The organism is Microbacterium sp. Y-01, assembly GCF_003856715.1.
Classification (GTDB): Bacteria; Actinomycetota; Actinomycetes; order Actinomycetales; family Microbacteriaceae; genus Microbacterium; species Microbacterium algeriense.
The window spans coordinates 1992915-2006577 of the sequence record NZ_CP024170.1 but is presented as its reverse complement, the minus strand read 5'-3'; the positions used below and the strand labels follow the sequence as shown (position 1 = coordinate 2006577).

The window sequence follows — 13663 nt, the reverse complement described above, 5'->3', positions numbered from 1 at the left end:
CCGCCTCAGCCAGCCTCGTCCCGTCGCTCAGGTCACGGGGCGGTGATCACGGGCGGGGCCTTCTTGCGGTCCTGGGCGGGGAAGATCACCTTCTGCACGATGATGATGATGCTCGCGGCGACCGGGATGGCGACGAGAGCACCGAGGATGCCACCGAGTGCGCCGCCGGCCACGGCGGCGATGACCACGAGAGCCCCGGGGACGGCGACGGCGCGGCTCATGATGCGCGGCGAGAGCACGTATGCCTCGATCTGCATGTAGACGAGGTAGTAGCCGAAGGCGATGAGCGCCGTCACAGGCGAGACGAACAGGCAGATCAGCGAGTTGATGATGGAGGCCGTCAACGTTCCGACGAGCGGGATCATCGATCCGATGAAGGCGATGAGCGCGAGCAGGGCCGGTACCGGAGCGCCGATGATCGACAGCACGATGAGGCTGAGGACGCCGTTGATGAGCGCCAGGCTGGCCTGGCCCATGACGTAGCGTCCGACCGCACCGGAGACGTCCTCCAGCAGCTCGCTGAACGTGTCGCGCTGGTAGGACGGGACGAAGCGCGCGGCGGTGCGCTTCATGCTGCGCAGCGACGCCATGAAGTAGAGCGTGAGGATCAGCACGATCGTGACGCCGGTGAGGCCGCCGGCGATACCGGCACCGACCGCGAAGACGCCGCCGCCGATGTCGAGGAAGTTGTCGGGGTTCTGGACGAAGTCGAGGACACCCTGTGCCGCATCCTGGATGGTCGTGCCGAACTGGCCGCTCACATCCTTGAACCACTGGCTCTCCATGAAGTCCTCGACCATCTTCGGGCCGTCCTTGATGAGGTTGCTGATCTGTTCGACCAGCACCGGGACGATCGCGAGGATGATGCCCGCGAAGGCGAGGATGACGACCGCGACCACGATGGTCACGGCCGCGGGGCGGGGGAGCTTCTTCTCGATGAACGTGACGATCGGGTCGAGGCCGAGGGCCAGGAAGAGCGCGACGCCGATATACACGAGCACGGTCGCGAGCTGGTCCACGATTCCGCCGATGGCGAGGGCGACCAGCACGCCGAGCGCACCGAGGAGCCCGAACATGAACGGGTTGGCGCGTGCGGCCGCGGCGACCGTCGTGGTCGACCGGCGCTGCGCCGCCACCGTCTGCGGCTCATTGGGCGCGATCACTCTCTTGCGGCGCATGAGGCCCCTCCCTCTTTCCGAACTCAGTCGATCTTCCTCCACGCGACGCGCGCGCACGGTCAGCGACACCCTACGGGGCGCGCCGACGGCAGCCGAGGAGGATCGTCAGCTCACTTGTCGTCGCCCTTGCCGGGCTTGTCCCTCTTGTCCGGCCCTTTGCCGTTGTTGCTTCTGGGCCCCTGATCCTTCTCGGCCTTCGGGCCCTTCTCCGCCTTCTGCCCGCCGTCGTCCTCGCTCGTCGACGCGGGGACGACGGTCGTGGTCTCCTCGGCGGGCGGCGCAGACTGCTCCACGGGAGCTGCGGAAGGCGCGGTCCGCGGGGGAGCGGTCACCGCCGAACGGGAGAGCTCCGGCTCCGTGCTGCCGCTCATCCACGCCGCGGACGTCGCCGACCCGACGACGATCGCCGCGACGGCTGCTCCGACGAGGACGAGACGGCGGGAACGCCGGCGCGCATCTCGTCTGTGGCGAAGCCGCCGCGTCGGCGCCGTGACCGGTGCGCTCTCCGCGGCGGGCAGCAGCAGTGTGGCCGCGGGAACGGCGGGAACGGCGGTAATGGCGGGCGGCAGCGGTGCTGCGGCGTTCGCGACGGGAGCCGCTGGCGACGTGGCGATCTCCCTGATCGTCCTGGCGGCCTCGAGGGCACGCGGCCGCTCGTCCGGATCGAGTGCCGTCATCCTCGTGAGGAGGTCGACCCATCTCGGCCCGAGCGAAGCCGGGATCTCCGGCGGGATGTGCAGCCGCGACAGCGCGGACTGCACGCCGAGTCCGGTGGGGAATCCGGGTTGCCCGGTCAGTGCCTCGAGCAGCACAAGTCCGAGAGCGTAGATGTCGAGCGCGGGGTGGACGTCGGCGTTGCGCAGCTGTTCCGGGGCCATGTACGCCACCGTGCCGAGCACGAAGCCGGGGGATGTCACCCGTGAGGCGTCCAGCGTGCAGGCGATGCCGAAGTCCGCGAGTTTCGCCCGCCAGCGGTCGCCGTCCGTGGACGGAGGGACGAGGAGGACGTTCGACGGCTTGACGTCCCGGTGCACGATTCCCGCCGCATGCACGACATGCAGGGCCTCGGCGATGTCTGCTCCGATATGCGCGACCTCCTGCGGAGGGATGGCCGACCGCGCCATCCGTGTGCTGAGCGTCGGCCCGGCGACGAACTCCATGACGAGGTACTGCTCGCGCCCCGGGTCGAGCCGGGCGTCGAGCAGGGTGACGAGGGACGGGTGGTTCAGCGAGGCGAGCAGGGCCTTCTCGGTGTGCGCCCTGTCGGCGGATCCGACGACGGCCCGAGGCTCGCGTCGAATGACCTTCACGGCGACCGTGCGGCCGAGAAGGATGTCCTCCGCGCGGTACACGGTGGCCATGCCGCCTTCGCCGACCATCTCCGCGAGTCGATAGCGCGCGTCGAGCAGCGCCTCCGTCGGCGGTGCATCCTGGGTCCACATCGCTGCCTCCTGGTCGCCCGGATCGGGTCATCCCGACGACGCTCATGACTCTATGGGCGCCGACGACGCTTGACATCGGGCTTGACTCGCACGCGATGACCTGCAAGGTGCCCGCGGACGCGCAGAGAGCCCGCCCCCGCGAAGCGGGAACGGGCTCTCGAGCGGAGGTGCGGCTCAGACTCCGAAATACAGCTCGTACTCGAACGGGTGCGGACGCTGCGCGATCGGCAGGATCTCGTTCTCGTACTTGTAGGAGATCCAGGTCTCGATGAGCTCCTCGGTGAACACGCCGCCCTCGAGGAGGAACTGGTGGTCGGTGCGGAGCGCCTCGAGCGAGTCCAGCAGCGAGTTCGGCACCTGCGGGATGTTCTTGGCCTCCTCGGGCGGCAGCTCGTACAGGTCCTTGTCGACCGGCTCGTGCGGCTCGATGCGGTTCTTGATGCCGTCGAGGCCGGCCATGAGCTGCGCGGCGAAGGCGAGGTACGGGTTGCCCGAGGCGTCGGGGGCGCGGAACTCGATGCGCTTGGCCTTCGGGTTCGACCCCGTGATCGGGATGCGGATCGCGGCGGACCGGTTGCCGGCCGAGTAGACGAGGTTGACCGGAGCCTCGAAGCCCTTGACCAGACGGTGGTAGCTGTTCAGCGTCGGGTTGGTGAACGCGAGCAGCGCCGGCGCGTGGGCCAGGATGCCGCCGATGTACCAGCGCGCGATGTCGCTGAGCTGGCCGTAGCCGGCCTCGTCATAGAACAGCGGCTTGCCGTCGTTCCACAGCGACTGGTGCGTGTGCATGCCGGAGCCGTTGTCGCCGTAGAGCGGCTTCGGCATGAAGGTCGCGACCTTGCCCCACTCGTTGGCGGTGTTCTTGACGATGTACTTGAACTTCAGGATGTCGTCGGCCGCGTGCACCATGGTGTCGAAGCGGTAGTTGATCTCCTGCTGGCCCGCGGTGCCGACCTCGTGGTGCGAGCGCTCGAGGATGAACCCGGCCTCGATGAGCTTGAGGGTGATGTCGTCGCGCAGGTCAGCGGTCTTGTCGACCGGGCTCACGGGGAAGTAGCCGCCCTTGTACGGGGTCTTGTTGGCGAGGTTTCCGCCCTCCTCCTCGCGGCCGGTGTTCCAGGCGGCTTCCTCGGAGTCGACCTTGTAGAAGCTCTCGCCGGCGGTCACGGAGTAGCGCACGTCGTCGAAGATGTAGAACTCCGCCTCGGGGGCGAAGAACGCGGTGTCGGCGATGCCGGTCGAGGCCAGGTACTTCTCGGCCTTCTTGGCGACCTGGCGCGGGTCCTTCGAGTAGATCTCGCCGGTGCGCGGGTTGTAGATGTCGAACAGCATCACGAGGGTGCTGGCCTCGCGGAAGGGGTCGATGTAGGCCGTGGTCACGTCCGGGATGAGCTGCATGTCGGACTCGTGGATGCTCGCGAAGCCCCGGATAGAGGAGCCGTCGAACAGCTGACCGTCCGTGAAGAACGCCTCGTCGACCGTCGCCGCAGGGATGTTGAAGTGCTGCTGCACACCAGGGAGGTCGGTGAAACGGATGTCAAGGAACTTGACGTCGTTCTCCTGGATGTAGGACAGTACCTCGGACGAATCTTTGAACATGTACGACTCCTGTAATGCGGATCGATGGCTTCACGGCCACTCTGCAGAGTACGGACGGGGGATTTCTCTACGGTATCCGCTTTGTTTCGGGCGTGTTACAGGAGCGGGGCGCCTGACCGGTATTCCGCGCTCGGTAGGCTGGGGGAGTGACGGATGCTGTGAACTCGTACCCCGGCGAACGCCTCGGACTCCCTGAATCCGGCAGCGGGAGCATCGCGCGTCCCGGCCGCCGCATCGGGGCACTCCTGATCGACTACGCCGCCGCCACGATCATCGCCACCGGGTTCCTCGGCTTCAACCAGTTCGCGCTGCCCACCGAGGCCGGTCTGACCCAGTTCGCGCCGATGCTGGTGTTCGCCGTGCTGCAGATCCTCTTCATCCCGACCGCTGGCGGCAGCCCGGGGCACCGCATCCTCGGCATGCGTGTCGTTCGCCTCGACGGCGCATGGGTCGGGCTGTGGCGTCCGATCGTGCGCACTCTGCTTCTCGTCGTGGTCGTGCCGGCCGTTATCTGGGACGCCGATCAGCGCGGGCTGCACGACAAGGTCGTCGGCACCGTCCTGGTCCGCACCTGACCCGCGCTCAGTCGCGACCGCGGTTGCGGCGACGAGCCTCGCGGGGCGCACGCCCGCCGAGGAAGGACCGCGCGGGGTCGACGATGTATCCGCGGCGCAGCGCCTCCCGGCCGATCAGCATCCGGAAGCCCATCTCGTCGCGGTTGCTGAGCGTGATCTCGGCGAGCACTTCGCGGTCGACGAGGCGGATGCGCAGCTGCACGACGAGCCGCTCCTGGGCATGACCGGAGGAGCTGCGCACCGCGCGGCGATCGTGCACGGGGCACTCGACCACGACCGCATCCTCCTGGCTGTCCTGCCACGGCTTCACCCGGAAGCGGACCCACGCCTCGCCCTCGCGGTCGAACTCGCGGATGTCGAACGCGTGCAGTGAGGAGGTGCGGGCACCGGTGTCGATCTTGGCTTTGATCCAGTCGACATCGAGATCGGGCAGGCTGACCCACTCTCGCCACCCCGTAAGGGTGTTTGAATGGGTAGACCTACTCACCTGATACATCCTGGCAGGAATTCCCCGTGAAGATCGCAGTGCTCTCCCGCGCGCCGCAGGCGTACTCCACCCAGCGACTGCGCGCAGCCGCGCTTCAGCGAGGGCACAACGTCAAAGTGCTCAATACGCTGCGCTTCGCGATCGATCTCACGTCCGACGAACCGGACCTGCACTACCGGGGACGCCAGCTGAGCGACTACGACGCGATCCTGCCCCGGATCGGCAACTCGATCACATACTTCGGCACCGCCGTGGTGCGGCAGTTCGAGCAGATGGACGTGTACACGCCGAACACGGCGAACGGCATCTCCAGCGCGCGCGACAAGCTCCGCGCGAACCAGATCCTCTCGCGGCACAACATCGCGATGCCTCCGACGGCGTTCGTGCGCAATCGCGCCGACGTGCGTCCCGCGATCGAGCGTGTCGGCGGTGCGCCGGTCGTCATCAAGCTGCTCGAGGGCACGCAGGGGATCGGCGTCATCCTCGCGCCACAGGTGAAGGTGGCGGAGGCGATCATCGAGACGCTGCACTCCACCAAGCAGAACGTGCTGATCCAGAAGTTCATCTCCGAGAGCCGCGGACGCGACATCCGCGCCCTGGTGGTGGGGGACCGGGTCGTGGCCGCCATGCGCCGCTCGGCCGCCGGCGATGAGTTCCGGTCGAACGTACACCGCGGCGGATCAGTCGAGGCGATCGAGCTCGACCCCGTCTACGAGCGCGCGGCCGTGCGGTCGGCGCAGATCATGGGTCTGCGTGTGGCGGGTGTCGACATGCTGGAGGGCGACGACGGCCCCCTCGTCATGGAGGTCAACTCCTCCCCGGGGCTCCAGGGGATCGAGACGGCGACCAAGCTCGATGTGGCGGGCGCCATCATCGACTACATCGCCGGTCAGGTGGCTTTCCCCGAGATCGATGTGCGGCAGCGCCTCACGGTGTCGACCGGCTACGGCGTCGCCGAGCTCATGGTGCACGGCGCCGTGGATCTGGTGGGCAAGACGCTGGGGGAGGCGGGGCTCTGGGAGCGCGACATCACGGTGCTCACCCTCCACCGCGGGGTCAGCGTGATCCCGAACCCGCGCAAGCACGTGGTGCTCGAGGCGGACGACCGGCTCTTCTGCTTCGGCAAGCTCGACGAGATGCGCTCGATGGTCCCGGAGCGGCGTCGCCGGAGGGCGAAGGTGCGTCGCCTGCCCCGCCAGCCGCTCTCCGAATGAACGAGAGCGCGGCCGCCCCGTGAGGGACGGGCGCGCTCCGGCAACGCGGACAGCGGGTCAACGAGGTCGCTGAGAGCGGACCTTCGTGGGGTCGATCCCCTTCGGGATGGGCAGCGACGACAGCGACTGGGATACCGAGTCGATGCGACGGATCACCGCGGCCATCGTGGCCTTGTCGATCGCCTTCGGAAGCTTCTTGATGGTCTTGGCGAGATCCGCGATCGCAACTTCGTCCTCACCGTGGCCGACGTAGAGGACCGTCACGGGAACGCCGTGGGCGACGCGCTGCGCCTTGCTGCGCTCCTCGTTCACGAGACGGGTGAGCCTGCCGCGCGCGCCTTCGCCGACTACGACGATGCCGCCGCGTCCGACCGTGCGGTACACCGCTTCCTGCGTCTTCGGGTTGATCCCGACCGGAGTCTCGGACGCCTGCCAGCTGCGCCCGAGGCTCGTGCTGAGGACGTGGCCGGTGGCTCCGGGCATGCCGTCGATCTTCGTGTACATCGCGGAGGTCGACAGACGGGTCATCAGGAACAGGGCGCCGAGGATGCCCAACATGAGCCCGGTGATGCCCCACAGGATGACGGTCCACACCTGGACGGGCGGGATCAGGTATCCGGCGACGAGGCCGAGGAGCACTCCGCCGACCAGGATCGCGGCCTGCGCCCAGGGGAGCCACGGGTAGGCCTCACGCGTGAACCGGAAGAGGGACTTGATCTGGGAGAAGAACCCAGGACGCTTTTCGGGTTCAGGAGCACGCTTTGCCATGAGGACCAGCCTACCGATTCCGTGGCCCTCCTGATGCCCGCGTTCGCGCGAAGCGGAGCGGCGCTGCTTTGGTCTGAGTCCTCCTGCACAGTCGTCGGCGCGGAGCGAAAGCGTCCACATCGGGCCCGAACCGGCCGCCGCGTCACCTCGGTGCGCTCTGATGGACGCATGGCAGACGTCGAGACGGCACACGACCGGGGCAGCGCGCTGGTTCCGGGGGCGCACCGTGTGATCCGTACCCTCGATGCGCGGGAGGGGCCGTTCGCCGGCACGCTCGTCACCCGGGGGGACGGGGTGGCGGTGCGGGTGGATGAATCATCGCTCGGTGGGTGGGCCGGGTGGCGGTTCTGCGGCGCGGAGCATGTGGCCGCGCCGCTCGACGTCATCCGACGCCGCGTCGGGCATGACGTGCTGTTGCCGTGGTGCTCCGATCGGTTGCGGGGCCTCGTCGACCGTCGGGCGGCTGTGGGAGCCGTCCTGACGCCGGGCGAGTGCACCACGCTCGCGATCAGTCTCCTGCGGGGTCTCGACGAGATGGAGGAGGGCGTCGAGGCTCCGCGGAGCGGCACATGGTGGCTCACGGATCGCGGCCGACCGGTGTGCGTGCTCGGGGAAGGACCCGATGTGCGGACGGGGGTCCTGGAGATCGTCCGAGCACTGGGGGAGCAGAGCGCGGACAGACTGCTCAGGCGGTCGCTCGCGACGATCGAGGAGGGGATCCGGCGAGTCGGCGCGCAGCCTCGGCTGCCTCGGCGGCTCCTCGCCTCGTGGGAGCAGGAGCTCCTGTCGATCGCCGCACCGCAGCCGCTGGAGCGCCGCAGTTCGACACCCGAGCGCGCGCGAGAGGTCGCTCGGACGGTGGCGTCCCGTGAGCCCAGCGCGGCGTCACAGGGCCAGCGGCTGCGCGCGCACCGTTCCCGCACCGGCGCGAGGCGGCGAGACGACGCTCGGTCGCGGAGGGTCTCCGATGCGGCGGAGGCCGCCGTGCACGCCGGGGAGGCGGCCATCGCCCGTGTCCGGGGCACTCTTCCCGTTCGGCGGGCTGCACCGCGGAAGGAGAAGACCGCTGCGCCGGTGAGACGGCGTCGCGTCGTGGTCATCGCGGGGACCGCTGCCGCGGCTGTGCTCGCGGCGGGGCTGCTCTGGCCGGAAGGGGAGGCCACGGGCACTGCTGAGAGGGCAAGCCTCGCGTCGCCGTCCCCCGCGGTCCCCGCGCCTCCCACCCGGCCGGCGCCGGTTCCGACTCTCGACGGGGCAGGCGAGGTGGCCGAGACGGCCCCGTCGGCCACGGCTCCGAGCGCCGCGGCCGGTGATGCGGTCGGTGCCGTAGCCGAATTGCTCGCCACGATCGGGGGCTGCCGATCGGCGGGCGACGACTCCTGTTCCGGCGCGGTGGCGACGGGCTCCACGGGCGTCGTCGATGCTCTCGCCGGCGTCGACACGGCGAGCTCGACCGCAGAGCTCGTGGACGAGTACGGCGACGTGGCGGTCGTCCGCCTCCGCGTCGAGAGTCTGGGGAATGACGAAGCGGTCTCCTCCGCGGAGAAGATGGTGGTGCTCATCCGCGCGGAACAGAAATGGCTGGTCCGCGACGCCTACGACGTCGCGGACCAGCCATGATCGGTTCTCCGGAGTCAGGCTCCGAGCTGCGAGGCGAACTGCGCGGCCTCGAGGCGAGCCTTGACGGCTCCGAGGAAGCGTGCCGCGTCGGCACCGTCGATGATCCGGTGGTCGTACGAGAGCGCGAGGTACACGTACGAGCGGATGGCGATCGCGTCCGCGCCGCCGACCTTCACAAGGCCGGGACGCTTGACGACCGTGCCGGTGCCGAGGATCGCCGACTGCGGAAGGAAGACGACAGGAGTGTCGAACAGCGCGCCACGCGAACCCGTGTTGGTCAGCGTGAAGGTTCCGCCGGCGAGCTCGTCGGGCTTCAGCTTGTTGTCGCGGGTGCGAGCGGCGAGATCCGCGATCTCGTGGGCGATCTGCGCGATGTTCTTCGACGCCGCGTCGCGCAGCACCGGCGTGAGCAGGCCGCGCTCGGTGTCGACCGCGATCGACACGTTCTCGCTGGCCGGGTACACGATGTTCTCCCCGTCGACCGTCGCGTTCACGATCGGGAACGCCTGCAGCGCCTCGGCCGTGGCGAGCGCGAAGAACGGCAGGAACGACAGCTTGTCGCCTGTCTTCTCCAGGAAGGAGGCCTTCACGCTGTCGCGGTATTCGGCGAGGGCCGTCACGTCGACCTCGACGACGGTCGTGAGCTGAGCCGTCTGCTGCATCGACTCGACCGCACGCTTGGCGAGCACCTTGCGCAGACGCGACATCGGCTGCGTCGTGCCGCGCAGCGGAGACACCTCGAGCGGAGCGGGGGCGGGAGCAGACGCCGCGGCAGCGGGAGCCGACGAAGCGGTCTCCGCAGCCTTCAGCACGTCTTCCTTGCGGATGCGTCCGCCGACACCGGTTCCGGTGACGGTGGCGAGATCCACACCCTGCTGTGCGGCGAGGCGCCGGACGAGCGGCGTCACGTAGAGGTTGTCGTTCTCCGTGGGCAGCGCGAGCTTCGGAGCTGCGGCGGGTGCCGGGGCGGCGGCGGGTGCCGGTGCTGCGGCGGGTGCCGGTGCTGCGGCGGGTGCCGGGGCTGCGGCGGGTGCCGGGGCTGCGGCCGGTGCCGGTGCAGCGGCAGGAGCCGGCTGAGCGGCGGGTGCCGGGGCAGCGGGGGCGGGTGCCGGCTCGGCGGCGGGAGCCGGAGCAGCCGGCGCGGACTCGGCAGCCGGAGCTTCAGCGGCGGGGGCCGCCTGCGCCGGGGCCCCGGAGCCTACGCGAGCGAGCACCGCACCGACCTCGACCGTCTCGTCCTCCGCAGCGACGATCTCCTGGAGAACGCCGGCCACGGGCGAGGGGATCTCGGTGTCGACCTTGTCGGTGGAGATCTCGAGCAGCGCCTCGTCGACCGCGATGCTGTCGCCGACCTGCTTCAGCCAGCGCGTGACGGTGCCCTCGGTCACGCTCTCGCCGAGTTCGGGGAGCACGATGTCGGTGGCGTCGCCGGAAGGAGCGGCGGCGGGCGCGGCCTCAGCGGCCGGTGCAGCCTCGGGCTCCGCGGCGGGCGCGGGTGCTTCGGGCTCCGGCGCGGGCTCAGCCGACGCCTGCTCTGCGGCGGGCTCGGCGGCGGCGGGGGCGTCCGCGGCGGGGGCGGGGCTGCTGCCGTCGCCGATCCGCGCCAGCAGGGCGCCGACCTCGACGGTCTCATCCTCGGCCACGAGGATCTCCTCGATCACGCCGCTGACGGGGGAGGGGATCTCGGTGTCCACCTTGTCGGTCGAGATCTCGAGCAGGCCTTCATCCGCCTGCACGGTGTCTCCCACCTGCTTGAGCCAGCGGGTGACCGTACCCTCTGTGACGCTCTCACCGAGAGCGGGGAGGACCACGGATGTGCTCATGACTGAGTCTCCTTCAGAAGTTGTATGACGCTTGTCTAGCTTAGTGACTCGGGCACCGGTTGGTGCTCAGAGGGCGTGCAGGGGCTTTCCGGCCAGTGCGAGGAAGGCTTCGCCGAGTGCCTCGCTCTGGGTCGGGTGGGCATGGATCAGGGGAGCGATGTCCTCGGGGTGCGCCTCCCAGGCGACCGCGAGCTGCCCCTCGGTGATGAGCTCCCCGACTCGATCGCCGAGCAGGTGCACACCCACGACAGGGCCTTCCTTGATCCGAACGACCTTCACGAGGCCGCTGGTACCGATGATCTCGCTCTTGCCGTTGCCGGCGAGGTTGTACTCGTACGCGACGACCGCGTCCGCCCCGTGCTCCGCGATCGCCGCCTCCTCGGTGACGCCGACCGAGGCGACCTCCGGGCTGGAGTAGGTGACCTTCGGGATCTGGGAGTCCGGGATGTTCGTGGGGGACAGGCCCGCGATGCGCTCGGCGACGGCGATTCCCTGCTGGAAACCACGGTGCGCGAGCTGGAGACCGGGAACGATGTCACCCACCGCCCACAGGCCGGGGACGCCGGTGCGCAGCTCCTCGTCGACCGTGACGAAACCGCGCTCCAGGGTCACGCCGGCCTCTTCGAATCCGAGGTCGGCGGTCACGGGGCCGCGCCCGACCGCCACCAGCAGATAATCGGCGGTGAACTCCTTGCCGTCCTCGAGCGTGACGGTCACGGACGAATCGTCCTGGGTCGCGGTCTGGAAGCGGACGCCGAGCGAGTACTGGATGCCGCGGCGGCGGAAGGCGCGCTCCAGGCCCTTGCTCAGGGCGATGTCCTCGTTCGGCACGAGGTGCGGCAGCGCCTCGACGATCGTGACCTCGGCGCCGAAGGACCGCCATACGCTGGCGAACTCGACGCCGATCACGCCGCCGCCGAGGATGAGCACGCGCTCGGGGATGACATCCAGAGCCAGGGCCTGCTCACTCGTGAGGATCCGCCCGCCGATCTCGAGCCCCGGCAGCGAGCGACTGTAGGAGCCGGTCGCGAGCACGACATCCGTGCCGGCGTAGACGTCGTCGCCGACGCTGACCGTCCGATCGGCGTTCAGCCGGCCGAGACCCGCGACCGTGGTGATGCCGCGCGCCTTGACCAGGCCCTCGAGCCCCTTGTACTTCTTGGCGACGATGCCTTCGCGGTAGGCGCGGACGCCGGCGGGATCGATGCCCTCCAGCGTCGCCGACACACCGACGGCGGCGGCATCGCGCACGTGCTCCGCCACCTCGGCCGCGTGCAGCAGCGCCTTGGTGGGGATGCAGCCGCGGTGCAGGCAGGTCCCGCCGACCTTGTCCTTCTCGATCAACGCGACCGACTTGCCGAGCTCACTCGCGCGCAATGCCGCGGCGTATCCGCCACTGCCGCCGCCCAGGACGACGATGTCGAAGGTGTGGGTTGTCATGTGTCATGCCTCCGGGTGGGATGCTTCGGCGAAGGCGACGATCGATCGGACCATCGCCCCCGTTGGGCCCTTCTCAGTGAAGCCGTACGGTGCTCCGGCGTGTTCCCCGGAGCCCGCGATGTCGAGGTGCACCCACGGGATGCGGGGCGCGTCGTCCGCGTCGGTGGTGCGTCCGACGAAGCGTCGGAGGAAGAGGCCGGCGAACGAGGCGCCGCCCATCCGATCGCCCATGTTCGCATTCTGCAGGTCGGCGATGGGGGACTCCAGCGACTCCTCCATGTACTCCGGCAGCGGCATGTGCCAGGCGGGCTCGTCGACCCGCTCCGCAGCGGCGAGGAACTCCGCCACCGTGTCGTCGTCTCCGAACACGCCGGTGTGGCGGTGTCCGAGGGCGGCGACGATCGCTCCGGTGAGCGTGGCGACGTCGATGATGACGTCCGGCTGCTCGCGACTCGCGGCGACCAGGCCGTCCGCGAGGACCAGCCGACCCTCGGCGTCGGTGTTCTGCACCTCGACGGTCGTGCCGTCGAGGATGCGGATGACGTCGCCGGGGCGCAGTGCGCGACCGGAGGGCATGTTGTCGGTGATGCAGAGCCAGGCGCTGACGTGGACGGGGAGGCCCAGCGTGGCGATGGCGCGCAGCGCTGCGAGCGAGGTCGCGGCACCCGCCATGTCGAACTTCATCCCGACCATCGATGCGGCCGGCTTCAGGGAGAGGCCTCCGGTGTCGAAGGTGATGCCCTTGCCGACCAGGGCGATGTGCCTGGTCGCGCCGGCGGGAGAGTAGTCGAGGCGCACGAGGCGGGGCGGGCGGTCCGAGCCCTGCCCCACACCGAGGATGCCGCCGAAGCCCTGCTCCGCGAGAGCGGTCTCGTCCAGGATCTGCACCGTGACGTCGAGGTCGGCGACGCTGTCGGCGGCACTCTGCGCCAGCTGCGCGGGACTCTGCCACTCGGCCGGGACGTTCACGAGATCCTTGACGAGGGCCACGGCGTCTCCGACCGCCTGAGCGCGGGCGACGGCAGCGTCGTCCAGGCTCGCGTGGAGGGTGACGGCGGTCGCGCGCGTCTTCCCCTTCTCGGTGCGGTAGCCGTCGAAGCGGTGCCCGCCCAGGATCGCGCCTTCCGCCGCGGCCTCGGCGAAGGACTCGAGTCCGTCTGCGAGGCCGAGCGCCACGTGGTCGAAGCCCGTGAGACTGCGCAGCGCGACGCCGGCTGCGGCACGCACGGCGGCGGCATCGGGATCGGCGCCCGCACCCACGACGGCGAACGGCAGCGCCGTCACATCCGGTGCGTACACGCGAGTGAAGGATCCGGCTGCGCCCGTGAACCCGATGCCGGCGAGGGCGTCGGCGAGGCCGGGGTGGTCGGCCAGGGATGCGGCGGACTCGGGGAGAGCCGAGACGACGAGCACTGCGGCATCTGCAGCGCTTCCGGGGAACTGATCGGTGGTGTGCGAGAGCACGGGAAGCGTCATGCCTCCATCCTAGGATCTCCCTCGCGGCGCCGTCGCGCGCC

11 protein-coding genes are annotated in these 13663 nt (G+C 69.7%); 3 read left to right on the top strand and 8 right to left on the bottom strand.

The window, feature by feature from the left end; genetic code table 11:
* Window positions 1-32: 32 nt before the first annotated feature.
* From CSX12_RS09440 to glnA, 3 genes are all read right to left on the bottom strand, one after another.
* Entirely contained in the window at window positions 33-1178 is a 1146-nt protein-coding gene (locus tag CSX12_RS09440) for an AI-2E family transporter (protein WP_017202228.1), read from the bottom strand.
* Between the two features lie 110 nt (window positions 1179-1288).
* Window positions 1289-2620, bottom strand: a complete 1332-nt coding sequence (locus CSX12_RS09435; protein WP_124895610.1) for a serine/threonine-protein kinase — start codon at window positions 2618-2620, stop codon at window positions 1289-1291.
* A gap of 174 nt (window positions 2621-2794) precedes the next feature.
* A complete protein-coding gene (gene glnA / locus CSX12_RS09430; RefSeq protein ID WP_124895609.1) occupies window positions 2795-4219 on the bottom strand; it encodes a type I glutamate--ammonia ligase in 1425 nt (474 codons plus the stop codon).
* A 146-nt stretch (window positions 4220-4365) separates the two neighbouring features.
* On the opposite strand from glnA, the gene CSX12_RS09425 reads away from it, so the two are divergent.
* On the top strand, window positions 4366-4794 hold the full coding sequence (locus CSX12_RS09425) for an RDD family protein (RefSeq protein ID WP_026049732.1): 429 nt from the start codon (window positions 4366-4368) through the stop codon (window positions 4792-4794).
* A gap of 7 nt (window positions 4795-4801) precedes the next feature.
* Here the strand turns inward: CSX12_RS09425 and CSX12_RS09420 are convergent, their stop codons facing one another.
* Window positions 4802-5290 carry an ATP-dependent zinc protease gene (locus CSX12_RS09420; protein WP_124895608.1) on the bottom strand — a complete coding sequence of 163 codons (489 nt, stop codon included), beginning with the start codon at window positions 5288-5290 and terminating at the stop codon, window positions 4802-4804.
* Between the two features lie 17 nt (window positions 5291-5307).
* Here CSX12_RS09420 and CSX12_RS09415 point away from each other — a divergent pair, with 17 nt between their 5' ends.
* Entirely contained in the window at window positions 5308-6495 is a 1188-nt protein-coding gene (locus tag CSX12_RS09415; protein ID WP_017202222.1) for a RimK family alpha-L-glutamate ligase, read from the top strand.
* 57 nt (window positions 6496-6552) lie between these two features.
* Here CSX12_RS09415 and CSX12_RS09410 read toward each other — a convergent pair whose 3' ends face one another.
* Window positions 6553-7263, bottom strand: coding sequence for a DUF4191 family protein (locus tag CSX12_RS09410; RefSeq protein ID WP_017202221.1), 711 nt, complete (start codon window positions 7261-7263; stop codon window positions 6553-6555).
* A gap of 168 nt (window positions 7264-7431) precedes the next feature.
* Between CSX12_RS09410 and CSX12_RS09405 the strand changes: the two genes are divergently transcribed.
* Window positions 7432-8883: a hypothetical protein gene (locus CSX12_RS09405; protein WP_124895607.1), complete on the top strand. Its 1452-nt coding sequence runs from the start codon at window positions 7432-7434 to the stop codon at window positions 8881-8883.
* 14 nt (window positions 8884-8897) lie between these two features.
* Here CSX12_RS09405 and sucB read toward each other — a convergent pair whose 3' ends face one another.
* The 3 genes from sucB to CSX12_RS09390 all read right to left on the bottom strand — a co-directional run bounded on the left by sucB (window position 8898) and on the right by CSX12_RS09390 (window position 13622).
* Window positions 8898-10706 carry a 2-oxoglutarate dehydrogenase, E2 component, dihydrolipoamide succinyltransferase gene (sucB, locus tag CSX12_RS09400; RefSeq protein WP_124895606.1) on the bottom strand — a complete coding sequence of 603 codons (1809 nt, stop codon included), beginning with the start codon at window positions 10704-10706 and terminating at the stop codon, window positions 8898-8900.
* 66 nt (window positions 10707-10772) lie between these two features.
* Complete coding sequence (lpdA, locus tag CSX12_RS09395; RefSeq protein ID WP_124895605.1) at window positions 10773-12146, bottom strand: dihydrolipoyl dehydrogenase; 1374 nt, start codon at window positions 12144-12146, stop codon at window positions 10773-10775.
* 3 nt (window positions 12147-12149) lie between these two features.
* A complete protein-coding gene (locus CSX12_RS09390; RefSeq protein WP_124895604.1) occupies window positions 12150-13622 on the bottom strand; it encodes a leucyl aminopeptidase in 1473 nt (490 codons plus the stop codon).
* Window positions 13623-13663 lie beyond the last annotated feature (41 nt).